The sequence below is a fragment of the Nostoc sp. genome (genome assembly GCF_036917135.1).
Lineage (GTDB): Bacteria > Cyanobacteriota > Cyanobacteriia > Cyanobacteriales > Nostocaceae > Nostoc.
In genome coordinates this window covers 83,640-109,872 of sequence record NZ_JBALEA010000035.1, presented here as the reverse complement: position 1 = coordinate 109,872, position 26,233 = coordinate 83,640, and the positions used below count along the sequence as shown (strand labels likewise).

Annotated in this window: 19 protein-coding genes; 9 read left to right on the top strand and 10 right to left on the bottom strand. The window is 42.0% G+C overall.

Features of this window, described 5'->3' with window-relative positions; all coding sequences use genetic code 11:
- Positions 1 to 139: 139 nt before the first annotated feature.
- Positions 140 to 1,009, bottom strand: coding sequence for a DUF5895 domain-containing protein (locus tag V7K50_RS10770; RefSeq protein ID WP_334959806.1), 870 nt, complete (start codon positions 1,007 to 1,009; stop codon positions 140 to 142).
- Positions 1,010 to 1,314: 305 nt separating this feature from the next.
- Positions 1,315 to 2,022, bottom strand: coding sequence for a haloacid dehalogenase type II (locus V7K50_RS10765; RefSeq protein WP_334959804.1), 708 nt, complete (start codon positions 2,020 to 2,022; stop codon positions 1,315 to 1,317).
- A 597-nt stretch (positions 2,023 to 2,619) separates the two neighbouring features.
- Between V7K50_RS10765 and V7K50_RS10760 the strand changes: the two genes are divergently transcribed.
- The 5 genes from V7K50_RS10760 (at position 2,620) to V7K50_RS10740 (ending at position 10,762) form a co-directional block, all read left to right on the top strand.
- Positions 2,620 to 3,120: a fatty acid hydroxylase gene (locus tag V7K50_RS10760; RefSeq protein WP_334959802.1), complete on the top strand. Its 501-nt coding sequence runs from the start codon at positions 2,620 to 2,622 to the stop codon at positions 3,118 to 3,120.
- Between the two features lie 682 nt (positions 3,121 to 3,802).
- Positions 3,803 to 4,081, top strand: coding sequence for a hypothetical protein (locus V7K50_RS10755; protein WP_334959800.1), 279 nt, complete (start codon positions 3,803 to 3,805; stop codon positions 4,079 to 4,081).
- Positions 4,068 to 6,116 carry an ATP-binding protein gene (locus V7K50_RS10750; RefSeq protein ID WP_334959798.1) on the top strand — a complete coding sequence of 683 codons (2,049 nt, stop codon included), beginning with the start codon at positions 4,068 to 4,070 and terminating at the stop codon, positions 6,114 to 6,116. Before V7K50_RS10755 ends, V7K50_RS10750 begins: the two co-directional genes overlap by 14 nt.
- A 13-nt stretch (positions 6,117 to 6,129) precedes the next feature.
- Positions 6,130 to 10,263, top strand: coding sequence for a PAS domain S-box protein (locus tag V7K50_RS10745; RefSeq protein WP_334959796.1), 4,134 nt, complete (start codon positions 6,130 to 6,132; stop codon positions 10,261 to 10,263).
- Between the two features lie 121 nt (positions 10,264 to 10,384).
- The gene (locus tag V7K50_RS10740; protein WP_094344281.1) at positions 10,385 to 10,762 is read left to right on the top strand and encodes a response regulator transcription factor; all 378 of its coding nucleotides are present in this window, start codon (positions 10,385 to 10,387) and stop codon (positions 10,760 to 10,762) included.
- 174 nt (positions 10,763 to 10,936) lie between these two features.
- On the opposite strand, the gene V7K50_RS10735 is transcribed toward V7K50_RS10740, so the two are convergent.
- Positions 10,937 to 11,917 carry an aldo/keto reductase gene (locus V7K50_RS10735; protein ID WP_334959794.1) on the bottom strand — a complete coding sequence of 327 codons (981 nt, stop codon included), beginning with the start codon at positions 11,915 to 11,917 and terminating at the stop codon, positions 10,937 to 10,939.
- Positions 11,918 to 12,132: 215 nt separating this feature from the next.
- Between V7K50_RS10735 and V7K50_RS10730 the strand changes: the two genes are divergently transcribed.
- Together V7K50_RS10730 and V7K50_RS10725 are read left to right on the top strand one after the other, a co-directional pair.
- On the top strand, positions 12,133 to 12,366 hold the full coding sequence (locus V7K50_RS10730) for a hypothetical protein (protein WP_334959793.1): 234 nt from the start codon (positions 12,133 to 12,135) through the stop codon (positions 12,364 to 12,366).
- Positions 12,367 to 12,425: 59 nt separating this feature from the next.
- Positions 12,426 to 12,764, top strand: coding sequence for a hypothetical protein (locus V7K50_RS10725; RefSeq protein WP_334959791.1), 339 nt, complete (start codon positions 12,426 to 12,428; stop codon positions 12,762 to 12,764).
- Positions 12,765 to 13,395: 631 nt separating this feature from the next.
- On the opposite strand, the gene V7K50_RS10720 is transcribed toward V7K50_RS10725, so the two are convergent.
- Entirely contained in the window at positions 13,396 to 13,752 is a 357-nt protein-coding gene (locus V7K50_RS10720) for a hypothetical protein (protein ID WP_334959789.1), read from the bottom strand.
- A 479-nt stretch (positions 13,753 to 14,231) separates the two neighbouring features.
- A complete protein-coding gene (locus V7K50_RS10715; protein WP_334959787.1) occupies positions 14,232 to 14,978 on the bottom strand; it encodes a DUF6920 family protein in 747 nt (248 codons plus the stop codon).
- Positions 14,979 to 15,810: 832 nt separating this feature from the next.
- Here V7K50_RS10715 and V7K50_RS10710 point away from each other — a divergent pair.
- The gene (locus V7K50_RS10710; protein ID WP_334959786.1) at positions 15,811 to 16,095 is read left to right on the top strand and encodes a DUF427 domain-containing protein; all 285 of its coding nucleotides are present in this window, start codon (positions 15,811 to 15,813) and stop codon (positions 16,093 to 16,095) included.
- 1,471 nt (positions 16,096 to 17,566) lie between these two features.
- On the opposite strand, the gene V7K50_RS10705 is transcribed toward V7K50_RS10710, so the two are convergent.
- On the bottom strand, positions 17,567 to 20,620 hold the full coding sequence (locus tag V7K50_RS10705; protein WP_334959784.1) for a hybrid sensor histidine kinase/response regulator: 3,054 nt from the start codon (positions 20,618 to 20,620) through the stop codon (positions 17,567 to 17,569).
- Between V7K50_RS10705 and V7K50_RS10700 the strand changes: the two genes are divergently transcribed.
- Complete coding sequence (locus V7K50_RS10700; protein ID WP_334959783.1) at positions 20,619 to 20,774, top strand: hypothetical protein; 156 nt, start codon at positions 20,619 to 20,621, stop codon at positions 20,772 to 20,774. The genes V7K50_RS10705 and V7K50_RS10700 overlap by 2 nt on opposite strands.
- Positions 20,775 to 20,794: 20 nt before the next feature.
- On the opposite strand, the gene V7K50_RS10695 is transcribed toward V7K50_RS10700, so the two are convergent.
- The 4 genes from V7K50_RS10695 to V7K50_RS10680 all read right to left on the bottom strand — a co-directional run bounded on the left by V7K50_RS10695 (position 20,795) and on the right by V7K50_RS10680 (position 25,854).
- Positions 20,795 to 23,641 carry a methyl-accepting chemotaxis protein gene (locus V7K50_RS10695; RefSeq protein ID WP_334959781.1) on the bottom strand — a complete coding sequence of 949 codons (2,847 nt, stop codon included), beginning with the start codon at positions 23,639 to 23,641 and terminating at the stop codon, positions 20,795 to 20,797.
- A 60-nt stretch (positions 23,642 to 23,701) separates the two neighbouring features.
- Positions 23,702 to 24,199, bottom strand: coding sequence for a chemotaxis protein CheW (locus tag V7K50_RS10690; protein ID WP_334959779.1), 498 nt, complete (start codon positions 24,197 to 24,199; stop codon positions 23,702 to 23,704).
- 4 nt (positions 24,200 to 24,203) lie between these two features.
- Positions 24,204 to 24,581 (bottom strand): response regulator transcription factor, encoded by a 378-nt coding sequence (locus tag V7K50_RS10685; protein ID WP_334800130.1) that lies wholly within the window; start codon positions 24,579 to 24,581, stop codon positions 24,204 to 24,206.
- 205 nt (positions 24,582 to 24,786) lie between these two features.
- Positions 24,787 to 25,854, bottom strand: coding sequence for a response regulator (locus tag V7K50_RS10680; protein WP_334959777.1), 1,068 nt, complete (start codon positions 25,852 to 25,854; stop codon positions 24,787 to 24,789).
- Positions 25,855 to 26,233 lie beyond the last annotated feature (379 nt).

Sequence of the window (26,233 nt, the reverse complement as noted above, 5' to 3'; positions counted from 1 at the left end):
TACTCATTACTCATTACTCATTACTCATTACTCATTACTCATTACTCATTACTCATTACTCATTACTCATTACTCATTACTCATTACTCATTACTTATTTACCTGATCTTCCTCATCTCCCCCATCTCCCCACTCCCACCTAATACGGCGGATAAGCAAAATCATCTTCATCAGCATAAACGTAAGAATTGGAAACTCCTGCCATTTCCAATTTAGGCGTTTCAGCTTTCACAGGTTCCTTCCCGAAATCTTTGTATTCTTCAAAAGTCTTGCAAATCATTGCAGACTCAAGAGAATCGGAAGCAATTAAGTATTCCGTTAAAGTTCCTACCGTGGGATGTTTGTAGTCCACAGTTGAAGCTACCAAAACTGTATTTGGTTCAATACCTCTTTCTTCACACTCAATTATCGGGCAAAAAATCCCGTGAGCATGGAACAAAGGGCCTTTTGGTGTCAAAGGTTGCTTGCGGTAGATAGCATAAGCTTTTTCTAGTTCAGCAACGAATCCACTAACTACTTTGCCTTGTTGATATTCGCAATAGGTTTTGCTGAAACTCGCTCCGGCGACACCATTAAGAGTTAGTTGTAGTGGTGATTCATGTAAAAACTTTTGATTCTCTCCCACTATAAAAATTACATAGCGAGTAAAGATTTTAAATTTCAGTTTGTCGGCTAAAAAAGCATCATAATTCTCTTTGAGCGTACCCAGTTTTAGACCACTTTCCCGATCTTTAACAGACAATGGTCCCCGACGCACTAGAACCAAGCGTGGAGTAGTGGTAATAAAGACAGTTTCGACTCCAGAGCTAAATTCATGCTCCACTTGCTGCCAATTATCATCTGGCACAAAACCGACAGCATTAGCATTATCTAATTTAATCGCCAAACCGTGGGATTGCATACCATCTGTGCCATACCGAGGATTAATCATCTGACACCAAGGAATGACTTGAGAAGGCGGTGCATTAAATTTCTCGTCTTCAAAGTCGAAATTAGCAGATGCTTTCATCGTTTTAGGCTATCAAAGTGTTTTATTGAACAAGTTTATCGGCACAAGGGCGAAGGTGCCGTCAAACTGGCGTAGTAGTTTTTCCAGATTAAGACAAAATCGATCTATGTTGCAATCCCTATTTCGTTTTGTAACAACAGATCCTCATGGAAACAGTGCTGGGTACTCAGGATTTATTGCTCAGTATTATTTCGGTGAGGGACTGACAAATAAAAAAACATCCCAAATTTTCTTGTGGGATGGGTGTCCCCACCCGTCCCAGATTTAGGGCACGCTCATGTTGCCCACCCCACAAGATGGATAATTTATTTCTTGTCAGTCCCTGAAATCAAAGCAACGAGAGTCTTTAAATCAGGCACTTCTAAATCAGGTTGACTTACTGCTGCTACTGTGGTATAAACTGCTTTTTTGTCTGCTCGACGGTTTACCCAGACTGTTGATAGTCCCAGAGATTTGGCTGTAACAATATCATGATATACACTAGCCGCAACGTGTAATATCTGCTCTAGCGGCAAATCAATTCGTTCAATAGCCAGTCTGAAGTTGTTTAAGGAGGGTTTGTAGCTTTTTGCCTGTTCTGCTGTGATTATCTGGTCAAATTCTACCTCCAAGTGCTTTGCCGAGAAAGCAAAGAGATCGTCATCTACGTTTGAGATAATTACCAACTGAAACTTTTGCTTTAAAGCTCTAAGTGCCTCAACTGTATCGGGGAAAGGCAGCCAATGCTGAATCGAATCGGCAAGCGAATTGAGTTCGTTACCAGTTGACTCAAAGCCAAATCGTTCACCAAATTTCTGGACTACTCTCTTCAAAACTTCTCGATATTTGATATATTCTCCAATTTCGAGTTCTGCTTCAAATTCAGCAAAAAGTTCCAGAATTTGATCGTCATCCAAATTAGTGTTGTGTACCCGCAGAAGTGGCTTTAGCACCCCTAAGATGCCATTTTCCCAATCAATCAGGGTTCCGTAACAATCGAAAGTTAAAGCCTTATACTGATTGAAGTCAATCACTTTTTTATACTCCCAAACTTGATTAATTCGGAATCGGGTACTGGGTACTGGTTCATAAATGATATGTGAAAAATCAATATTTGATACTCTAAGATCAACTTTTAACCCCTTTTAGCTCATCTCAATAACCCAAGTTACCTTGGCAGAATACCTATTTACATCGTTGTGATTAGATTCATAATTGAAGCTTAATTGCAATTAATTTAGTATTAACAATATTGAAGCAAGCCTTAACCTAAATTTGTACTAACTTTAACTCAACCTTTGCTTACGCTGTATGTCTTAGTAAGAAGATTGTGTAGTAACTATGGCAAAATACTATATCCCAATCGGGTTTTAGATGTATTGATACCATTAACCCAGAGTTAGAAGTCAAATTGGAGGTTCTTACGAGTTGCTGTTTACTGCATTAAGGATCGGAGGTTGATGAAACTGCAACTGATCCAATTACATCTACTCTGAGCAAAATTAACTGGAGCGTAGACCCATGAAACACAGAGATGCTGCTTGCATAGTGGAAAACTAGGTGTCTACGCCGACATCATGACATTTGCATATTTTCTGTGGAGTTTTCTTAACTATTCTTGAGGAGTACAAATGCTTGAGGCTATGGCTGTTGCTTGGTTATTACTGTTTTTTGGTGATTTTATATCTACATTTTTTTACCACGTACCCGAGCACGTTTTTGGTAGCCTTCATTTAAAAACGCACCACTCCTGGAAGAAGGACTTTCGCCACTACGCTATTTTGACTTTTAATCCCCAGGTTCTTTTAGATGGGATCTTGGGAGCTTTGCCTTATGTACTCATAGCAGTAGTCTTGTGGTCTTTCTCTCCCATTGGCGTGATTTCTGGATTACTGCTTGGTCAGTTTCATGTATGGTGGAGACATATCAGCGTACTGGGTTGGCAAACTCCAAAGCCGATAAATATTTTATGCCAAATTCTATTTGTTACTACTCCTGAAAGACATTGGTTACATCATCACAAAACTAATTTAGGCTTCGGTGATATTTTCACCTTCTTTGAACAACCTGCCCAAATGTGGTTACGCTGGCTTCGGCTACTCAGAATTCGTTTTCGCTACTCTCGAATCTAACTGAAGCTACTGCTTACCTAAATATTTTTTAAAAGTAGGAAAATCAGCTGCGATCGCAGCTGATTTTCTGACACTATAACTATATGGGATTATTCCACTAACTTTTCACCTTATTAGGACTAGCCCTTTCAAGGTGGTGAAATTTGGAACCAAGATTGGTTATTTCAATCTTCAAAAAGCCCAAAATCTGAGCGGATGATTCAAGATGCTAGCACTGAAACAACGTATCTTCGTTGGCCACCTTGAAAGGGCTAGTCCTAGTTATGTGGAAAAGCTAACGATTGACCTAACCCCATTCCCGTGTCGGGAAGGGGGAAAATTCAAAGTCTCTCTCCTTAAAGGAAGAGAGAAATAGAAGTGAAATTTTCCAGATGCCATGAAAAGTCAGATTATTCCAGTCTCAGAAATGCGCTCACCCACATACTCAAAAAAGTTTTACACTGAGCTAGCAACAAAAGATATCAATTTACCATAGATTTAAGTCTATACCTTTCTGCAATTATAAAATATTTACTTATAGGTTTTCTAAAAATAATCAACCATTAAGAGACTTGCAAAGACCTAAGAATGTCTCTGCCAGGGAGTTTAAAGGTATCTACTGCCCCTCAACTTCGCTGTTATATCGTTAATGTTTTTGGGAAAACTAGTCTTAATTAGTAAATTATTATATCCCTAGATTTTTATGACAATTCCTCTCTTTTCTGGAGATGCTAGGCGTAACTTGCTTATCCGAAGGGGTACGGATAGCTACGGTGAAGAAGGCAGGAGGACATTCGGCGAGCGCTCAGTCGAACCGCAGGACTTCGGCGTGAGCGCTACTTTTCTGCGAGACACTACGCGAACGACAACGAGATGTCTAATTTATTTCTTGGAAGTCTCTAATAAAATTAACAACTCGGTTAGCTTGAATGTGGTCAATTTGCAACCTGCTCTAAATGAGGTGTTTCATGCCGGCAGTTAGCCTCAGAAAGATTCTTAACAAAAAAGAGTTGCCATCTCTGGTTCATAACTTAGTCTACCAGTTCAACATCGCCATTGATATTGAACTGGTAGACGGTACGAAACTAATTAGCATTGGGGAGCAAACTGCCGAAAACCGATATCCAATCGAGGTGTCAGGAGAAATCATCGGTTGGGTTGTTGGGGGAGAACAGGCGACTATACTTGCAACTTTGCTCTCGTTTTTAGCAAAGCAGGAAGCTGAGAAAAAAGAACTCGCCAAAGAATTACTGGAGCGATACCAAGAAATTGATTTATTTCAGGATATCTCGACTCAACTCACAACAAGTTTAGATCCGCGACAGATTGCCCAACTTGTGCTTCAGGAATTGAGTCAATTAATTGAATCATCTGCGGGGATGATTCTGCTGCTGAGTCCAGATGCAACTGCCTTTGAAATCATTGCCGAATTTGGAGTGTTTTTTGACCACAGTCAGCCGGAACCGGGGAAGGGAATTATTGGCAACATTGTGCAATCCAACCGGGCAGAACTCGTCAACGATGTCCAAGCCGATCCTCGATTGCATGGGCAAAAAAACGTGAGTGCAATGATTTGTGTACCATTGCGAGCTAAGGGGCGGGTACTGGGAGCGATCGCCATTGGAGCGCCCAAAACCGACTCATACAAGGCTGAACACCTAAAACTTGTGAGTATCTTTGCCTCCCAAACAGCGATCGCCATTGACAAAGCTGTGCTTTATGAACAAAGTATTCAAGCCGCACTCCAGGCAAAAGCCCAGACACAGAGGCTTCAGCAAGCTCTCCATGAGTTGCAATTAGCCCAAACTCAGTTAATCCAAAGCGAAAAAATGTCTAGTTTAGGACAACTCATTGCCGGAGTCGCCCACGAAATCAATAACCCCGTTAACTTTATTTGCGGCAATTTAAGGTATGTTGCCGAATACGCCCACGATTTGTTACACCTGTTGGCAAAGTATCAGAAATTTCTACCTGTTGCTCCTCCAGAACTGGAATCAGAGTTAGACAATATCGACCTGGAATTTATTATGCAGGATCTACCCAAACTGCTAGATTCCATGAAACTGGGTACAAGTCGCATCGTCGAAATTGTCCAATCCCTAAAAAACTTCTCCCGCCATGATGAAGCCGACATGAAAGCCGTCAACATCCACGATGGCATCGACGGAACGCTAATGATTCTTCACCATCGCCTGAAAGCAGATGTTCGTCGTCCAGCAATTGAAATCATTAAAGACTATACAAAACTTCCCCTGATTGAATGCTACCCCGGACAGTTGAATCAGGTATTTATGAACATCTTGGCAAATGCTATTGATGCCTTGGAAGAGTCATTAGTCATTAATCATACCCTGCGGCAAGGCGTTTGCGTAGCGTCTCGTAGAGAAGCGTCTACGTCATTGGCATCAAAGGAATCAGAAAGAACAAATGATCAAGGAGAAATGACAATCCCAAGCATTACCATTCGCACCCAAGCCCTGGACAAAGAGTGGGTTGTAATTCGTATTGCCGACAACGGCCCAGGCATGAAAGAAGAGGTAATTCGCCGCATTTACGATCCGTTCTTCACCACGAAAGATATTGGTAAGGGAACCGGGTTAGGTATGGCAATCAGCTACCAAATTGTTGTAGACAAACATGGGGGAATGCTCAAATGTCGTTCTAAACCGGGTGAAGGGACAGAATTCTGGATTCAGATTCCATTCAATTGTGCATTGGTGGATGCTACTGAAGAACAAAATTACACCTCTGCCTCGCCAACTCCGACAACGGAATCATCCCATACTCTCAATACTGACGGCTTCATTCCATCAACACCTCCAATGCTCAAACCGACGGATTTGCTGATCCGCCATACTCAACTGATCCAGCGACTCTCACAGCACAATCCAGATGTGGAGGCTGCATCAGCCGATCAAATTTACCAGATGTTCCAACGCCACCCAATTTCGTTAAAGCTTTACGCCACTTTGTTGTCTTGGTTTTGTTGTTCTAACCCTACCCAAATACGTCACTAAAGAAACCTTAACTATGTTTAAGCAATTTGATGAATATAACAGTCAGCTATTTGAACAATGTCCGATTGGGCTAGTACTATGCCGAACAGATGGGACGCTAATTAACATTAATTCTGCCTATGCTGCCATTTTGGGGCGCACTGTTCCAGAAACTCTGAATCTGTGCGATCGCCAGATTAACCCTGAAAGCTATACCGTTGCTGATCGACCTAGCCCAGAGAACCTAGAAAAAACTGGTCGCTACGGCCCTTATGAAAAGGAGTTAATCCACAAAGACGGGCATCTGGTTCCGGTTAGAATCTCTGGACTGACGATTGAGAAAAATGGAGAGCAACTAATTTGGTGTAGTGTGGAGGACATCAGCGACCTTCGACACGCCCAGCAAGAACGCCAACATACGGAACAAATTCTGAAACAGAGTGAAGCCCGATACCGCTCTCTGGTGACAGCTACTGCACAAATTGTTTGGGTAAGCACACCAGAAGGAATTTGTTTTGAACTGGCAAGCTGGATAGCTTATACAGGTCAAAGTCTAGCTGAAGCTGAGAATGGGGGCTGGATTGATGCCGTTCATCCTGACGATCGCGCCTACACTGGAGAGGTCTGGAATGCTGCGGTGGCAAACCAGAGGATGTATCAAGTTGAATACCGAATTCGTGGCAAGGATGGCAACTATCGCTACTTTTGGGTCTGGGGTGCCCCCGTTCTCGAAGAAGATGGCAGCGTTCGGGAATGGATTGGCACCTGCACTGATATTCACGATCGCAAGCTGTCACAAGCCGAAAAGCAATATCTCGAACAACGGTATCGCTCTTTAGTAACTGCCGCTTCCCAAATGGTCTGGACGGCATCGCCGTCAGGAATGGTGAACGCTGAAATAGCTGGCTGGGAGGCATATACAGGTCAGAGTGCAGCCGAAATGATGGGCTGGGGCTGGTTGGATGTCATGCATCCCGATGACCGTCCCCGCAGTGCTGAAGTTTGGAGTGCTGCTGTGGCTAACCGGAGTCTTTATCAACTTGAATATCGGATTCGTGCCAAAGACGGCACTTATCGCTACTTTTTTGGTAATGCAGTTCCGGTTTTGGCAGCAGATGGTAGCATCCGCGAGTGGATTGGCACTTACACTGATATTCACGATCGCAAGGTAGCAGAAAAAACTCTGCAACAGAGCGAAGAACGGTTTCGCTCTCTGGTGAATACGATCTCACAACTTGTCTGGGTATGCACAGCAGAAGGACTGGCGGTGAGCAGTGAAATGCTGACCTGGATGGCGTACACGGGTAAGAGTGCAGCTGAAGTTGAGGGATTGGGCTGGATTGACACCATTCATCCCGACGATCGCGATCGCGCACTCCAAGTCTGGAATGCAGCCGTGGTCAGCCAGAGCTTCTATCAAAACGAATATCGGCTGCGTGGCAAAGATGGCAACTACCGCCACTTTTCTGTCTGTGGTGCCCCCGTCATGCAAGCTGACGGTAGCATCCGGGAGTGGATTGGCGCCTGCACCGATATTCACGATCGCAAGGTAGCAGAAAAAACTCTGCAACGGAGCGAAGAACGGTTTCGCTCTCTGGCGACTGCCAGTTCAAAAATTTTCTGGGTAGCTACCCCTGAGGGACTGGCTGTGAGCAGTGAAATGCTCACCTGGATGGCGTACTCTGGCCAGAGTGAAGCCGAAGTTCAGGACTGGGGCTGGATTGATGCGATTCATCCTGACGATCGCGATCGCACAGCCCTTGCCTGGAGTAATGCTGTGGCGATGAATCAAAGCCTCTATCAAACCGAATACCGGCTGCGTGGCAAGGATGGCAGCTACCGCCACTTTGCTGTCTGTGGTGCCCCCGTCGTGCAAGCAGACGGTAGCATCCGCGAGTGGATTGGCACCTGCACCGATATTCACGATCGCAAGCTAGCAGAAGCGGAAAATCAACGGTTGATGAATATGTTAAATCATTCCAGCGATGCCGTCATTGTCCGCGACTCCGCCGACAAAATCACTTACTGGAGTCAGGGGGCAGAACGGCTCTACGGCTGGAAGTGTGAAGAAGTGCAAAACCAAGACATCACTCACAACCTCTTACACACAATCTTTCCAAAACCGCTAAAGGAAATCCAGACAGAGTGTTTACAGCAGGGCACTTGGGAAGGAGAACTGCAACACCTCACCCGCGATGGTAGATATGTTATTGTCCAGAGTCGCTGGACAATGCAACTGGATGCATCCGGTCAACGCTGCGCCACGCTGGAAATTAATACCGATATTACTGCTCGTAAACAAGCAGAAGTCGCTCTACGGCAACTGAATCAAGAACTGGAAGCTAGAGTTCTAGAGCGGACAGCTGCCCTGCAAAATACCTTAGCAGAAACACAGGGATTAAATGCCATTCTAGATAACTTAGCAGATGGTTTGTTGGTGGCAGACACCGCAGGACAAATCACCCACTTCAATCCTGCCTTTTTAGCCATGTATGAATTGACAGCTAGTGACCTCAACTGTCACTATCGAGAACTGCCGATATCTGGTTTAGCAGAACTAGTTACACAAACTCAGTCTCATCCCAAGGAGGTGTTTTCTGCCGAAGTCGAACTGACGAAGGAACGCATTGGTCAGGCAGTGGCGACCGCCATTTTCAAAAAGACGACGGATCGAGAACTTGCTATCTGCTTCGGTTCGGCGCTACTGATTCGGGATGTGACAGCAGAAAAGGAGATTGACAAGATGAAGACCGATTTCATCTCCACGGTTTCCCACGAACTGCGGACACCTCTGACTTCCGTTCTGGGTTTTGCGTCAATCATTAAAGAAAAGCTAGAAACCGATGTTTTCCCAATCCTTCCGACTGAAGACCGCAAGCTTCAGAAAACCATCAAGCGGGTGGGTGACAATCTCAATATTATTGTGTCGGAAGCAGAACGACTAACGTCTTTAATTAACGATGTTCTAGACATCGCCAAGATGGAAGCAGGTAAGGTGGAATGGCAGATGCAGCCCATAGATCCCAGCGAATTACTCGATTGGGCCACCAATTCCACAGCCTCGTTGTTTCAAACCAATGGCTTGCAGTTGGTCAGCGAGATTGAACCTGGACTGCCTCAGATAGTAGGCGATCGCAACCGTTTGTTGCAAGTTTTAATCAACCTGATTTCCAATGCCGTTAAGTTTACCGAATTTGGTTGTGTCACCTGCCGCGTCAAACAAGAAAACGAAGGTGTTTGCATCAGCGTCATCGACACAGGCATTGGTATTGCACCTGAAGACCAGCCGAAAGTATTCGAGAAATTCCGCCAAGTTGGTGACACCCTCACCGATAAACCCAAAGGCACTGGGTTAGGACTGCCCATCTGTAAACAAATTGTCGATCATCACGGCGGTAGAATCTGGGTTGAGAGTGAATCAGGTAACGGCAGCGTATTCTCGTTCATCATTCCTACCTACACTAGCGATCAAAAAACCACTAGTAATCTGAATCTAGAGACGTTAGTCAAACAACTCAAAGAACACGTTATCACCACAAAAACTGTGCTGAACGAAAACCGTAAAACCATTTTGGTTGTGGATGATGACGCTAACATTCGGGAACTGCTTCGTCAACAACTGGAAAATGAAGGCTACAACGTTCGGGAAGGAAGGGACGGGGTAGATGCAATTCATCAAATTAAAACAGCCCGTCCCGATCTGATTCTCTTGGACGTGATGATGCCCCAAATCAATGGCTTTGACGTGGCAGCCGTCCTCAAAAATGATCCCCAGACCGCAGACATTCCGATCATTATTCTGTCAATTATTGAAAACAAAGAACGCGGCTACCATATTGGCATTGATCGCTATCTCACCAAGCCCATTGACACAGGGAAACTCCTCAAAGAAATTGGCTCATTGCTTTACCAGGGCACTTCTAGTAAAAAGGTATTGGTTGTAGATAAAAATGCATCAGCCTTAAAAACCCTATCGGATGTATTACAAGCTCAGGGATACAACGTAATTGAAGCCTCCAATCCCCAAGAATGCATCAATAAAGCCCTTTCAGCCAAACCTGACATGATCATCATCGATTCTATCTTTTCTCAAGAAGGCGATTTGGTGAAAACCTTAAGGTTCGAGAAGGAGTTGGAAAATGTATTCTTTATTATGCTATCTGAATAGTAATTTGGGGAATGGGGATTGGGTACTGGGTACTGGGTACTGGGAAGAATTCACTCCCCCCTCTCCCTTATTTCTTATCCATAACCAATACTCAATCCCCAATCCCCAATCCCCAATCCTTATGACCCAGAAAATTCTGATTGTTGACGATGAACCCAATATCTTGATTTTGATGGAACAAGCCCTAGAAGCATTAGAAGACGAGGGTGTTGAACTTCTAACTGCTAGAAATGGAGAAGAAGCTCTCGAAACTATTAAAGCTGAAAAACCAAATCTAGTTTTTCTTGATGTGATGATGCCTAAAATGAACGGTCTGCAAGTCTGCCACATTGTTAAACACGACCTGCAAATGACCGACATCTACATTGTGATATTAACAGCTAAAGGACAGGAATTTGATAAACAAAAAGGAATTGAGGTTGGTGCCGATTTATATCTCACGAAACCATTCCGCCCCAAAGAAGTACTTGAAAAATCAATGCAGGTGTTGGGTTTTTGAGGAAAGTGCTGAATGCTTTAGACATCTCTATAAATTAAATATATGTTACCCAGAACCCCTGTAGAGACGTAGCAGTGCTACGTCAAAACAATTCTTTTTTGGAGATGTCTTTTTTACTTGCTTTGGCAGCACTTGAAACAATGGGCACAAATCTGGTTAAGCTTCGTTAATAGATCAACGGTTCACAGTACTCATATCAGGATAGCGCTCACCTGCTGCTACACCTTTTGGTGCAACTGCTTCCAGTCGATTCAACTCTTGTTCAGTCAGGGTAATTTCGGTAGCTGCAACATTCTCCTCTAGATAGGTACGGCGTTTTGTACCAGGAATTGGCACAATATCTTCTCCTTGAGCGAATAGCCATGCTAGTGCAAGTTGACTTGAAGTTACCCCTTTTTCGGTGGCGATCGCCTTTACTTGCTCGACTAATTGCAGGTTCTTATAAAAATTCTCACCTTGAAAGCGAGGAGCATTTCGGCGATAGTCATCAGGTGCCAGATCATCAGGACTAGCGATCGCACCTGATAAAAACCCTCTTCCTAATGGGCTATAGGGAACAAACCCAATTCCTAATTCCCGCACAGTAGGTAAAATTTCATCCTCTGGCTCTCGACTCCAAAGCGAGTATTCTGTTTGCAGTGCCGCAATGGGGTGAACTGCTACAGCCCGCCGAATCGTAGCCGGAGCAGCCTCGGAAAGCCCTAAATAACGGACTTTTCCCAGCTTGACTAACTCTGCCATTGCTCCGACAGTATCCTCAATGGGTACGGTTGTATCTACCCGATGTTGATAATACAGGTCAATTACTTCCACTCCCAAACGTTTGAGTGAGGCGTCACAAGCTTGATGGACATATTCGGGTTTGCCACTAATCCCTTTCCAACCACCATCTTCAGTACGGACATTGCCAAATTTGGTTGCTAACACTACTTGATCTCGGCGATCTTTAATTGCTTTGCCTACTAGTTGCTCATTAGTAAAAGGCCCATACATATCAGCAGTATCAAGAAAATTAACTCCAAGTTCCAATGCTCGATGAATTGTTGCGATCGCCTCAATTTCATCACGCCCACTATAGAACTCAGACATTCCCATACAACCAAGTCCGATAGTTGAAACTTCTAACCCAAGTTTCCCTAGCTTTCTGGTTTTCATCAAATAATCTCCTAGTCAGTAATTGGTCAGAAAAAATTAGGTCTTTTAGTATTATCCCTTTCCCTATCACCCAGTCATCTACACTTAGAAGTATTTCATGATCAAAGTACTCCCAATAAATTATAAATTTGGTGGTCAACTTTCGTAGTGGAGAGTAAAGATTAAGTATCGTGTTCTTAAATTTTTAGTCAACGCTTGATATCTCAGTTAAAAGAATGACCCTACCATCAGTATCAGTAACACTAGCAAGCCGTTCAGTATTTTTAACTGTTGACGATATTTGGGATTTTATCCCCAACTCTTCTAAATTACATAATGTCTTTTCGAGAGATGTCACATTAAATCCAAGCATTGATTCTGCGCCAAATATTTGTTTATTTTCTGGATTTACTAAAGTTGCTTGGTATGGATATATCTCTAATACAATGTTTCCCAAGTTACATGCATGATGAACTAAGTTAGACGAACAACGAAGACGTTTTGCAACACCCGAAGTCCTGGCTTCAGTTTGAATTTTCTTGATTTCCAAAATAACTCTCATCGGTCAAATATCGTCTGGCATGGCACGAAACTAGAGCAGCCTGATTGGGGGAATGATTCTCGTAGTCTGGCATTCACGCTGCGTCATCCAAAATTTAACGAGCATCTATATATTATCCTCAATGCTTATTGGCAGCCGTTGACATTTGAACTGCCACTTTTGAGTAGTGGAGAAGGCTGGCATCGAATTGTAGATACTGCTTTGCCATCTCCTCAAGATTTCTCCGATTTGAAAACTGCGCCCTTAATTACATCTCAAGAATATCTTGCTGAGGGGCGATCAGTTGTCGTGCTGATAGCACGTTAGCGTACCACCCCCGTTTAGAAAATAGGCATTTCCTGATAGCAGTAACTACAGCGCCAGTAAAGTTTTCCCAAACGCACATGACGGAGTAAAATGTCTGAACAGTTAGGGCAAAAATGCTTACTCCTCATCGATTGAATAATTGTTGTAGATATACTCAATTTGCGAGGACTCGTTAATAAAGCTTTATTAAGCATATATTTCACTAAATTTTGTCAATTTGTTGATAAAGATTAGTATGACACTCTCATGTTAGAAATCATGTTTAACCGAGCGTTTGATTGGCGTATAACTTGTACAAGTTATACTAAGATATTTAATTTTTAACCTTTATTTAATGGGATAATTTAGGCACAGAAAAATTATTCTGAAACATTTGATCTAGTAGGATGTTTTACTCATAGTAAACGGCAGAGTCCAGTACATACTTCGCGCTAAGGGACTTCCAGATAAATAAATATCCCATCGCTTTTAAGGCAGGGGAGCAGGGGGCAGGGAGCAGGGGGAGAAAAAGCCGTTTTGAAGGAGTGAAATTGGATAATTTATTTCTTGGAGTTCCCTAACATAAAAGCAAATATTGACCCTAGCGCAAAATATATTCTCTACAGTACTGTTACCCAATAGCATGAAGTTATTAAATCAGACTAGTGAGCATAACTGACCCAACAAGAGACAGAGTTAGGATCTGGCGACTTAGCCAATCAGCATTTTCGCGCAGGATATGCAGAATACTACCGTGAACAACTGTTTCTATTTGTATCTGCTCTTGCACAGGTAAAGAGTAGCGGCCTTTGGGGGTGCTGGATAATTCCTGTACTCCTTCGACTACATAGCGGTTAGGGACATGACTTAGAATATGGGCAATTAACTTTTGGCGCAATTCATAAATCGAAAAAGCTAATTGATAAGGATGTTCAGGGTACTCATCTAAGACATTTTCAATTTCTTTAATGACTATTGGCAATGTTAAATTAATCAAGGTATGCGACATTAGTATTGTTTGATAAGATGTTTACTTTCGAGCCTAGATTCATTTGGTTAACTGGGCAGTCTGTTCTCAAAAAGATTTCCAAATATTTCTAATTGTTCTTCTTGTGACAAGTGTAACAACCAGACGTTTGAAATCGAGTATTTGCAAGAGTTTGATGGATGGTTGAATTGTATAAGTTGATTAACGATGCAGAAAAAACCTAGTCCAGATTATTTTTGCAATATAACTTTATTTGAGAATTAACTCTAGATGAGGCGCGATCGTTAAACTAGTGCCAATCATTAAGCCATCACCAAATAAGTCGATGGCAATGCTCGGAATACCATTTCTTTGTGAGGCTGCGCTAAACCCTTTTAACTTCCTTCTTTCTTTGTGTCCTTTCCGTCCAACTCTTACGAGACACTGTGCGAATGCGGTTCGTTTTTCTTTCTTGTACTTAAATAACGCGATGTGCGACTTATTTTTGATGTTTAATCGTTCTACCGATAGATTGCATCATCAATTGTGGCTCGGAAAAATTCGCCCTCTGACTCAAACCGCTCAGTGCCGAAGTACCATCCAATTCGTAGACGAGTTGGAATAGTGTAGCCAGAAAATGTGCGTTCTTCCTCCATAATTCCACCGAAGTCCATATAATGAAACTCAGAGCCATCAAGGTTATTCCAGCGCGGCAGCTTGAAAGTCTTGAGCCGACCCGTTTGATCGATGGTAAAATCTAGTTCGGCTCTCTCACCTTGCACTACAAAACTGGAATGTAAATGTGATGAATCCATTGTTGTCCATGACACATCATCACCACAAAACACAGATGGCAAGCACACTGACTCAGACTGAAGACGACCAACCGCAGACCGCGTAATATCGGAACCCGAAGCTATCATCACCGGGAAAATTCCTAAAAGCTTCCATTGCATAGCACCTACACCGTCTATAATCCGATCCGATCCCACAATTGGCAAACTATTCATCCATGCCGTAGCACTCCAAATCAATCCATGCTCCCAGCAAATGACTTGCTCTGCTTTGAATGGAATCCAACTTTTCAATTTAATTTCGCCGTGCATCTGCAATTTAACCGCAGATGCGATCGCAGTTTCAGGAGCGATCGCGTGTTCAAGATAACGTCTTGCTGCTTCTGGCAAATGAGAGAGTTCGTTTGAATGAAATACACGATCCTTAGATATCGCAGAATTCCATAGGGTATTCAGAGAAATCTGTTTAGTCATTATTGCCGCCAGTATTTTTAATTTAGAGTTTGATAGATTGTGATGATAAGAATGATTGCAAAAATAGATGTATAGATCGACTTAGTATATTTGGCTAACCAACTTGGAAAATAAATATCAAAATTATCATTTTTGGAATTTGAATATTTTCGGGCAAGCAGATTTAATGGGCAGTGTAATTTAAACGTTAGTAGGGTTATACCTTACTATAAATACAAATCCATAACCAATCCAGAGCCAGAGATCGAGTTTATTTGCGTAGCTTGCCAACCTAGGCATCGCGGCATAAAGCATATAGAAAATCACAAAGTTGAAGAATACCCATATCAACGTGTGAATGACTTTAATTAGCGTCAATTTTTATTTCATTTTCCATATTGGTATTACTGTGACGGATGGTTGTTCTATTTCCTGAATGAATTGATTGAATACGATATAAAACTTAACATACCAACAATCAGGTAATCCGGTTTCATACTGACTTTTCACTCTTATCTGGAAAACCTCGCTTCTATTTCTCTCTCCTACAAGGAGGAGCCACTGCGTTGGGCGGCGAGCCACTCTTGTTGCACGTGGCGTTAGAGACTTTGAATTTTCCCCCTTCCCGTGTCGGGAAGGGGGTTGTCCCGTTAAAACGCCCGTTGGTGAATCAATTGTGTGAGCTGTACTTCTACAGCGTAATTTAAATAGATTCGGCTTTTATTTAATACTAATTGTCCAAAAGACAATCTTTACTATAGAAGCAAATGCTTTTCATTTTCAAAATAAATTCTCTATAAATAAGCTGATAGTGTCAAAATGTTATGTGTATAGTTTATTTAGAAAGTCATTTATGCCGAAAGCAATTTGGAATGGTGCTGTTTTAGCCGAGAGTGATAATACTGTAGTTGTGGAAGGCAACCATTATTTCCCTGTTGACACCATTAACAAACAGTATTTCACAGAAACTAACACCCACACTACTTGTCCTTGGAAAGGTGTCGCCAGTTACTACAGTATCGAAGTTGATGGGCAAATCAATAAAGATGCTGCTTGGTATTATCCCAGCGCCAAGGAGAAGGCTAAGAATATTGAGGGTTATGTGGCATTTTGGAAAGGTGTAAAAGTTGAGGCTTAATAAAGGTTCCTGGAAGTATTTTAGTTTCAGGTAATTGATATTACGTTCGACTAATTGCCCATAAAATAATTAGCCCGCTCAGGCTTATGTCTGCGTGGGCTAATTACTTAGGGACTGACAAGAAATAAATTATCCATTTTGTGGGGTGGGCAACATGAGCGCCCTAAATCTGGGACGGGTGTTCGCGTAGCGGCACGTAGTGCGGACACCCATCCCACAAGAAAATTTGGGATGTTTTTTTATTTGTCAGTCCCTTAAACTATTTGTGGATTTATTTTAATACGTAATTATATCTTCGGCTTGCGAAACGCTGCAAGATTTCTCTTCGCTAGCCAAGCCAGACTAACAGCAAGTATACTACCTGCGATGCCTACGGCGAGCTTTGCTAACGCACTTGGTTTGGGTACTCTTGCCAGTAAAATAACGTCACTGGCTGTAATATACTAATCAGGTTTACTTAAGCATTTATTTTAAGAAAAGTAGTGGGAAGATTAGGTATTTTACTTGATCAACTCAGTAGGCGATCTTTGGCAGTCGTAACGAGAGTTAGACTAAATTAGTCTAACTCTGTCTGTAGAATCTCAGTGTCTTTAGACCTGAGAGTGTCAAAATTAATGCTTAATTTGTTAGCTTACAGCAGTTTTCATGTATTTGAACCACATCTGTCGTAGGGGCACAGCATTGCTGTGCCCCTACCGCGTGGTCTATTTACCTGAAAATAGCTGTAAATTTCAAGCATTAGCTATTGGATAAGACAGCGATCGCAGTAGCAACAGCTGTCAGTGTTACAGTTACCATAAATTCACTACAAATTGAGTTTATGTAGAAATTATTTCAATTGACACAAATAGTATCACGAAAAAGCTAGGCGATTATTAGTAATATAAATTAATCCAGTTCAGATATAGCAGTTATCGTTTACGTGAGATACACCCGTAGGGGCACGGCAATGCCGTGCCCCTACACCTCGTGATGTAACGTTGTACTGCATCTGAATGGGAACCGCTATAAGACAAAACAATTGTAGAGACGGCGATTTATCGCGTCTCAAAAACCCAAGCGTATTGTGATATAAATCAGTCTTTTAACCCGTGCAGGTGGTCACTGAGCTTGTCGAAGTGCGGGTTTGGTCTGTGTCGCCGCGATTTCTAATCGCCAGGGTACTAATACCAATTCAATTAATGATTGCAACACATCCTTGGGTAAAGACCTGACTTTTCATGGTATCTGAAAAACCTCTCTCTAAATCTCTCTCCTAAAAGGAGAGAGACTTTGAATTTTCCCCCTTCCCTCGTAGGGAAGGGGGTTAGGGGGTTAGGTTTTTCGTGGTTTTTCCACATAACGTGAAAATTCAGGGGTAAAGACGCGATTTATCGCGTCTCTACAAATGGTCTGTTTGTTTAAAATTGCTGTAAAATTGTGCGTTAGCCAAAGGCTAACGCACCATCAAAAAATATATTAAACCTAATTATCAATTAGACGCTGCCTTTTCTGCCACAGAATGAATTATTTCCTCTAGGGTTTGGAGTAATTCTTGCTCGTTATAAGGTTTAGAAAAGTAAGCCCTAGCACCCAATTGCATGGCCAGTTGCCGATGTTTATTGCTGCTACGAGAAGTCAGCATCGCAACTGGAATATTTTTTGTATCAACGTCTGAATTTACCTTGCCTAAAAAGCCATAACCATCAAGGCGAGGCATTTCAATATCACAAATTACTGCCTCAACTCTCAATCCACTATGGAGTTTTTCTAAGGCATCTTGACCATCTTTAGCTTGCTCTACTTGATACCCTCCTTTTTCCAGGGTTAAGGCTAAAAAGCGGCGCACATTAATCGAGTCATCTACGATCAAAATTGTGCCTTTCTGTTTAACAGATGCTGTTGATATTTTATTCTCATCAAATATCAGGAACGGTGTTTTTAACCTTGCCGATGGTAATTGAGTGCCTTTGGGAGTCTGACGATTTGTAGCAATCCAATACAGCAACTCATTGACATTAACTAGTGGCACTACTCGACCATCACCGAGAATTGTGCAGTTACTAAAGCCTTCAGGTAAAGGTATATTTCCTTCAACTTGACGGATAGCAACTTCTTGTTCACCCCAACAACGATCTATTTGAATCCCTACTGGCTGATTATTACCTTTGACTACTAACACGCTATTAGTATTAATTGCTGCCGGAGTCTCTAACTCTGGGCTATCATAACGTAGGCAATTAAACTCTAAATAACCACTCAGGCGAATCAGTGGTAACATAGTTCCTTGCCAATTTAGAACTTCGCTACCTGCCATTTGGAAAATTCGCTCGTTTTCGAGTAAAGATATTTCTGAAATGACATCTGTGGGAAATGCCAATAGGATCTTGTTGATTTCTACTAGCAGAACTCGCGCAACGGAAAGTGTAAACGGTACTGATAGAGTGAAGGTGGTACCAACTCCTGGTTCCGTATCAACTTTGACATCTCCTCGAATTAGTTTCAGGTTATTACGAACTACATCCATCCCGACACCGCGACCAGATAATGCTGTAACTTGTTCGGAGGTGCTAAAACCTGCTTCAAAAATCAGTGATAACAGTTCTTCGTCACTAGCATTAGCCAGTAGAGAAGCATCTAATCCCATAGCTAGGGCGCGGGTGCGAATTTTCTCCAGAGAAATGCCCCAACCATCATCACGGATAGTAATTAGGGTGCGATTACTGCGGTGACTCGCTGTAATTTCAATTAATCCTTGTTCTGGTTTACCCAGAAGGCGGCGGGTGGTAGAGTCTTCGATACCATGATCGAAAGCATTCCTTAACAGGTGCATTAAAGGTTCATTTAATGCTTCTAAAATGCTGCGTTCAATTAAAGTGTTACCACCTTCAATTTTTAACTGGACATTTTTCCCATACTCGACATTTAAATCGCGTAAAGCTCTAGGGAAACGTTCGACTAAATCGGACAGAGGCCGCATTCTGATGTGATTTAGCTTGGTCTGTAACTGTTTCGATGTTTTGTTTAGTTTTCGAGCAATATGGTCTGTATCATCTACACTAAGTTGCACATCTGTTGTGACTTCCTGTACCTGAACAATAGTGTCCATAACTTCCTGCGATCGCAAGTTTAAATCGTTATAGCGATCCATTTCTAAGGCATCAAATTCGGTGTTTATACCTTGTATTTGATGGCCATTTTCAGCTTGTACCCCAGCAGCTTGAGTAGAAATTTTGTCATAAGCTACACGTAAGTCCTGGTTTTCTCGGTCGAGAATTTGGACTCGTTGGTTGAGGTTACGAACGAGTTTGCGTAATCTTTCTAGTTGCGAGTTTAAGCCATTTCGCTGAACAATCAGCTCACCACATAAATCATTAATTTGCTCTAGTTGTTTGCTAGGAACTCGGACGCTATTATCATGATTGTCCCGCTCTTTAGCAACAGTAACTGGCTCTCCTTTGCCTTCGCTAAATTTGGCATCGGTCGAATTATCTTCTCTAGCAAATATTGTATTATGCTCGGTGACATTGACAGCATTTACATCATCAGCAAATTCTGCATCCACAAAGGTAAAATTCGCGGCGATACCTGCGCCCGGATGTGCCAACGCTTGATCATTAGTCCAATTTTCTCTAGTATTTTCTGGTTGCCAAACAGATGTATCGAGGATATCTGTATCAGTTGGATTTGTGGGGGGAAGCTGTGGTATTACTTCTGCCGATAATAGTAGCGGAGATTGCGTATAACTACTCAAGTCAATTGCTGTAGGCAAGTTATCTAATTGATTTGTCAACACCAAAGCTTGCGATCGCCGCCATGCTTGCAATGCTAACTGAGCAATTTGGGGAATGCGTTCCCCGAAGGGGTTGTCGAAGACATCGCTACTAACAGTTTCCAAGTGCTGGGTTACTGACTCACAAAGCTTGCTAAAAGCTGGTAATTGAAGCATTTCTCCCAAACCGCCCAATTCAGCTGCCATGATCACAACTTCTTCATGCAAACCGGGCTGTTCGCTATCTGCCAATATCGATTCTAGACGCTGCAAACACTCTTCTACTTCGGTTGCAAATAGCAAGGGGATGACATCTTGGCCATCTTCTGGGGATAGCATGGTTGAGGCATCCTCTGGACCGGGGTCGCCTAAGCGATCGTGCAACTCATCAAAAATTGGGTAACAAAAAGTTGCTAACCACGCATCTTCGACAACATTCCCCTCTGCAAGCAATTCGACAATTTGACGCAGCCAGTCAACTCCAGATAGCAATAAACTTTGCAACTGAGTATCAATTTCTAAAGAATTTTTTTTAGTTTTTAAAACTTTAAAAGAATCTTCCAGACGGTGAGCTAAATCACTTAACGATCTAAATCCCATCATCCCCGCGCCACCTTTAATAGAATGAGTGGCGCGGAGTGCAGCATTGATTTTATCCAAATCGATGCGGTTACTAGTATCGATTTCCAGCAATACCCCTTCTAAGGTATTCAAGTAATCAGTTGCTTCTTCCAGAAACTGCATCTGGATTTCTAATTCTTTGTCTTGTTGCATGGTTTTTGTTAATAATCGTTGGGCATCCCTTCGGCTCCGCTCAGGGCAAGTGGGCATTGAGCATTGGACACTTGTACTGAGCGTTCGCGTAGCGTCTCGTAGAGAAGCCGTTGGCGCAGCCTCTCGTAGAGAAGTATTGGGCATTAGTTTTTAGACAAATGACAAATGACAAACTTAACTAACTTTGAAAGTCTCCACAGTTTGTTGTAACTGCTGAGAAATCTCCACTGTTTGTTGCAGAGATTCGGAAACTTGGCGAGAAGAATCGCTGGTGCGTTGTGATACAGCAGCGATATCTTTCATTAATTGGCTGACACTTTGGGATGTTTCTACCTGAGATGCAGTTGCAGTAGAAATTGACTGCACTAAGGAGTCAATTTGACGCGATACATCCAAAATTTCACTCAGACTTTCTTTAGCCTCCTCGACAATGCGAGTACCTTCGACCACTTGGGTAGTGCCGATTTCCATTGCTTGGACTACTTCACTGGTTTCTCGTTGGATATTTTCAACAATCTGTTCAATTTCTTGGGTGGCTGCGGCACTTCTAACTGCTAATTCGCCAACTTCTTCAGCAACGACGGCAAAACCTTGACCTTCTTCACCTGCACGCGCTGCTTCAATGCCGGCGTTAATGGCGAGTAAGTTAGTTTGAATAGCGATTTGGTTAATCAAGGACACGACGCGGGAAATTTGTTGCGAAGATTCTCCCAAACGTTTCACTTTTTTAGCAGTTTCACCAACGGTTTCCCGCAAAGACAGGATATTTTGTACCGTTAAATCCATCGCGTGTCCACTCTTGGTGGCGGTGTGGGCGGCGTGGTTGGCAACAAATGCAGCTTTTTCGGCGCTTTCGGCTACGGCTTGCATAGATTGGGTCATTTGGTCAACAGCATCGAGGGTGCGGTTGATTTCGGCAGCTTGTGTAAGTGCTTCTTCAGCTAGGTGGCGGATGGCTCCTTCGTTAGAGCCGATGGCAGTATTCACCTGGGTAGCAGTTTGTTTAACTTGGGTAACAATATCCCGCAGACTTTCGACAATGGAGTTGAAAAAGTCGGCAACAGTACCGATTTCCCCAGCAGTCACGTCTGCCCGTACTGTTAAGTCGCCTCTGGCCGCACCTTCGACATCGTTGAGTAGTTCTAAAAGTTGCTGTTGCAGTGTTTCTTTATCTTGCCGTTCTTCGTCTGAACCGCTTACGCCAACATTTCTGATTTGTTCGATCTCTTCTAATAACTTGGCTTGTTCTAAGGCATAACCGACTTGAGTTGCTATCTGTTGAAACAAGTCAATTTCCGGCTGTTGCCAAAGACGAGGTGTTTCGCAATGATGAGCAATTAATAAACCTAAAAGTTGCTCTTGGGCAAAAATCGGTACGAGCAAATGACCTTTGACAGCAAATTTTTCCAAAAATTGGATGTAACCACCAGCATTTTTCAAGTTTTGGTCTTGATGAATATTGGCGATGCCATCGGCAATGACTCCACCGATGGCTTGCACCTGTCCATCGTGATATGTTTCTATATAACGTTCCCGAAAATAGCGATCGCTAATTTGCACACCGAGCATTTTCGGCCAATTATCACTTACCGATTCCGCAACGACTACGCCATCCCAAGTATCTGGATTCAGACTATAAATAATTACCCGGTCTGTTTTGAGCGCTCGGTGAACTTCTTTGACTGCTGCGTGATAAATATCTTCAGTTTTGAGAATTTTCCGAATCCGTAGGGTAATATCTGCTAATAATTTTGCCCCTTCAACGTCGAGTTCTTGTTCCTTAACTAAAACCTGCAATTGTTCGGCCATAAGGTTGATATTTGCACTCAATACCCCTAATTCGTCTTCACTTTCGATTTCCACACGGGTATTGAATTTACCTTGGCCTAGTTTCGCTAATGCCGCAGTCGCATTCAGAATTGGCTGTGTAGTCAGTTTAGCTAACCGCGAGGCGATCGCACCGACAATTAATGCTGTCAGTCCTGTACCAATGGCGATAATCCACAATAATTGTCTTTGCGGCTCAAATACAGTTGCGGTATCTGTAGATAAAAGTACTTGCCAGTTTAAATTAGGTAAACCATCTAGGGTACTAGCTGGTACGTAGCTAACTAGTTCTTGTTTTTTCTGAGTTTTGGGAACTTCTATAAAACTATCTAGCTTTTTAGCTACAAGCAGTTTCGGTAAACTAGAATATTCTGCCTTTGCCTCTTTCCCCAACAATTCCTTTTGGGGACTCAAGAAAACTGTTCCCGAAGCATCAAGCAACTGGTATTGTTGTCCATTGGCTACGTAGTTTTTGATTACTTCCTCTAAAGATTTTACGGGCATACGTGCTTGTACCACACCAATAGTTTGACCAGTTCTTGTCTCTTTCACTGGTGCAGCTAGATAAATACTCACTACACCAGTATTTTTTGCTGCTTCAGGTTTGCTAATGACAGGAGTATCTTTTTGTAAAGCGTCTTGAAAATAGGGACGGTCTTTTTGATTATCTAAGGGTTCGCCTGTAGATTGGACAATTAAGTTACCTTGGCGATCAAAAACAGCAACACTGTCATAAGCTTTGTAGGCTTCAACAAAGCGATCTAGGGCTGCTTGCTTTTGCTGAGTACTGATACTAGCTTGGGGACTTGTCAAAAATGGCAAACTTGATATTACCTGAATATCACCGTAACGCCCCAGCATGAAACGGTTAACTTTATCACTTAAGCCCGTGGCTACGGCTTGTTGAGACTGGGTAATTTGCTTAGTAATGGATTTGTTGGCAAAACCAAAAGCGATCGCGCCGATGCCCAATACTGGTATTGTCCCGATTGCGATCGCTAAAATAGTCGCTTTCTTAACCAATCCTAGCCTTGTAAAATGGGCAACAGCCTGATTCAAAGAAGAATTATTAGCAGTTTCAGTACTCAGCTTAGTTGGTAGCTTTACTACATTCCCAATACCTTTTTGAGATGAAATCAGCGATGCTCGATTTTGAGCGCCACTACCTTGATTCGTGTTGGTTTTATTAAACATAAAATTAGTTCTCCTAAGTATGTGAATAAGAACACTAAAAATCTTTTTTAGTAATAAACCCTAATCACTGCGGAGAATAGAAGATTGCACAATTGCCTGTGCATCTAATACCAGTAATATTTCTTCCTGTTGCACAACGCACCCACATAAATAAGGAACTAAACTGGATGCCACTTGTCCTATAGGAGAATGAATTTCATCAACTATGAACTTGGTTGTACCTTTGATTTCTTGCACAACTAAGCCCAACACCAATGATTCTACTTGGATAACGATTACATTATACTGTCGCGGTCGATAATCGAGGGATTCTAAATTGAGCATTCTTGGCAAATCAACTACCCAAATTATCCGACTCCGCCAATTCATCAATCCTAATATGCAGGGCGGCATATTAGGCATAGAGGTGATAAATTCAATAGGCGCAAGAATTGCTTCTTGTGTATGCCTCATTGATAAAACAGCAGTAGTTTGTTGATTTAGCTGAAACTTCAGATAACCATCTGCTAAATTATTTTGGGTTGGTTTTGAAGAAAGAATAATGTTTGTACTAGTCATTGATTCAAATTACCACTGATTTAATAGTACGTAGGAGAAGCTCGCGGGTGTAAGGTTTAGTTATATAGGCATCTGCACCTTGTCGCATCGCCCATAAACGGTCGATTTCTTGATTTTTGGAACTACAAACCACAATTGGCACTTTTGCAGTAATCGGATTTCTCCTCAGAGAACGACACAATTCAAATCCACTCATTTCTGGCATGACTACATCAGTAACGATCGCATCTGGTTTTTCTAACAGAGCTTTTTCTAAACCCTCTTTTGCACCACTTGCTTTAATTACGTTGTAACCACTCTCTTTCAGATAATGGCTCATCAATTCCAATTCGCTGGGAGAATCTTCTACAATCAGAATTGTGCCAAGCAAAGTCAGGCTCACTATTAAATCTCCTAAAAAAATAAATTAAACATATTTTGTTATTAGAATTCAGGAGTCAGAATTCAGAATGGGCTAAACCTTAGCTATCCGCTAACAGAATTGAATTAGCATAGCTTGTTAGTAATCTTGAAATGTCTTCGCCGCTTGTCTCATTTATTCTAACTCCTGACTCCTGAATTCTGACTCCTAACTCCTAACTCCTAAATTAACCAAGATGCTTAAAAACCATTTTTAGCAATTCTGATTGTGTAAAAGGCTTAGTTAAATATCCTGACGATCTGACGATTTTAGCCTTTGCTCTGTCGATAAATCCAGTTCTCCCAGTCACCATAATGATCGGTGTATTTTTAAAAGCTGAATGTTTTCGTAATAAGGAACATAGCTCATAGCCATCTAAACTGGGCATTTCAACATCTAGCAAAATTAGATCGGGCTTACTCCGCAGAATTTGCATTAAGGCTTTTACTGGATCATTGATCATCACCACTGAAAATGTGTTTTCATCCAAAAAGTGTTTGATGGAATTCAAAACTGTTTGGCTATCATCAATGCAGGCAATTGTATATAGTTTTTTGCCTACAGGTAGGTGAGTAGTTTTATTCTTATCAGAAAGATCAAAATTGATTGGTATCGGCAATTTTTGCCCAAGTTTTATTTGCAGTTGTGGCTGAACTTGAGACGATTGTGTTGTAGACAAAACTTGGGAACCCCCACCAGCCGGAATTGATGACTGGATATTTTGCCGATTTCGTAACTGCTTTTGACAATGTTCAACAAGTAACCGCAAGTCTAGGCGACAGAACTTTGGTAATTCATTCAAAGAGCTTTCTGCACTAAATTCATAGCTACCTTCTTTTAAACACAGAAATGATTCCATTACTTCTTTTGCCAATTCGTCTATCAGGCTTCCTGCTTGCACAGAGGTAATATAGTCCTGATTTACTAACCAACAAATAGCTTGATAATCCGCATTTGGTATTGATTGATGTTCATTCTTCGTCTCAAACATCAGCCGCATTTGTACGCGAGTGGCGCTGTTGAGAGCAGGAATTTGCTGGCTTAAGCGTCGCAAGTGACTGTCAAGCCGTTCAAATAGTTTATCTGAATAGGAGGCATAAGTAAGTTTACCGTCCTCTAGATAAATTGACCAAGAAACTATTCCAGTAAATATGCTCAAGCACCCTGTAGCACGCCGACTGGTTAATTGTGCCAACAGAGATAGCGGATGTAGTTTCTGGAACAACCTGTAGCTACCTATAGGAGTTGTGCTCATTTTGCTTTTACTTCAGCTAAATTCGATATATGTAAGCTAAATTCGTGAAGAGTTATTCCACAATTGAAATTAAGTAAATTTTATTAAAGCTTTGTATTTTAAAATACATCACCTTTGCTCTAGGTTTGTGGTGAAACTCAACGACAGTAGCGTTATTTTCAGATGAGCAAATCTTAGTAAATTGGTAAATTGTGATTAATTTACTTAGTGTTACTGAGATTTATCAACATCTTTCGAGAAATAAGACATAAAAATGTCAAGACTAGATGAAGCCACTTTCCATTGAGTAACCCCAATCTGACCACAGGAATAATACTGATTTTGTAGACGGTAATATATTTGAACTTCTGTATTTACACTTAATTAAAATATAATATTT

What these genes read in the sequence shown, in the direction of transcription:
- V7K50_RS10770 (WP_334959806.1), bottom strand. Translation starts at nt 1,009, where the DNA reads ATGAAAGCATCTGCTAATTTCGACTTTGAAGACGAGAAATTTAATGCA.
- V7K50_RS10750 (WP_334959798.1), top strand. Translation starts at nt 4,068, where the DNA reads ATGCCGGCAGTTAGCCTCAGAAAGATTCTTAACAAAAAAGAGTTGCCA.
- V7K50_RS10760 (WP_334959802.1), top strand. Translation starts at nt 2,620, where the DNA reads ATGCTTGAGGCTATGGCTGTTGCTTGGTTATTACTGTTTTTTGGTGAT.
- V7K50_RS10755 (WP_334959800.1), top strand. Translation starts at nt 3,803, where the DNA reads ATGACAATTCCTCTCTTTTCTGGAGATGCTAGGCGTAACTTGCTTATC.
- V7K50_RS10705 (WP_334959784.1), bottom strand. Translation starts at nt 20,620, where the DNA reads ATGCAACAAGACAAAGAATTAGAAATCCAGATGCAGTTTCTGGAAGAA.
- V7K50_RS10735 (WP_334959794.1), bottom strand. Translation starts at nt 11,917, where the DNA reads ATGAAAACCAGAAAGCTAGGGAAACTTGGGTTAGAAGTTTCAACTATC.
- V7K50_RS10730 (WP_334959793.1), top strand. Translation starts at nt 12,133, where the DNA reads ATGACCCTACCATCAGTATCAGTAACACTAGCAAGCCGTTCAGTATTT.
- V7K50_RS10720 (WP_334959789.1), bottom strand. Translation starts at nt 13,752, where the DNA reads ATGTCGCATACCTTGATTAATTTAACATTGCCAATAGTCATTAAAGAA.
- V7K50_RS10695 (WP_334959781.1), bottom strand. Translation starts at nt 23,641, where the DNA reads ATGTTTAATAAAACCAACACGAATCAAGGTAGTGGCGCTCAAAATCGA.
- V7K50_RS10690 (WP_334959779.1), bottom strand. Translation starts at nt 24,199, where the DNA reads ATGACTAGTACAAACATTATTCTTTCTTCAAAACCAACCCAAAATAAT.
- V7K50_RS10710 (WP_334959786.1), top strand. Translation starts at nt 15,811, where the DNA reads ATGCCGAAAGCAATTTGGAATGGTGCTGTTTTAGCCGAGAGTGATAAT.
- V7K50_RS10740 (WP_094344281.1), top strand. Translation starts at nt 10,385, where the DNA reads ATGACCCAGAAAATTCTGATTGTTGACGATGAACCCAATATCTTGATT.
- V7K50_RS10715 (WP_334959787.1), bottom strand. Translation starts at nt 14,978, where the DNA reads ATGACTAAACAGATTTCTCTGAATACCCTATGGAATTCTGCGATATCT.
- V7K50_RS10680 (WP_334959777.1), bottom strand. Translation starts at nt 25,854, where the DNA reads ATGAGCACAACTCCTATAGGTAGCTACAGGTTGTTCCAGAAACTACAT.
- V7K50_RS10700 (WP_334959783.1), top strand. Translation starts at nt 20,619, where the DNA reads ATGGTTTTTGTTAATAATCGTTGGGCATCCCTTCGGCTCCGCTCAGGG.
- V7K50_RS10745 (WP_334959796.1), top strand. Translation starts at nt 6,130, where the DNA reads ATGTTTAAGCAATTTGATGAATATAACAGTCAGCTATTTGAACAATGT.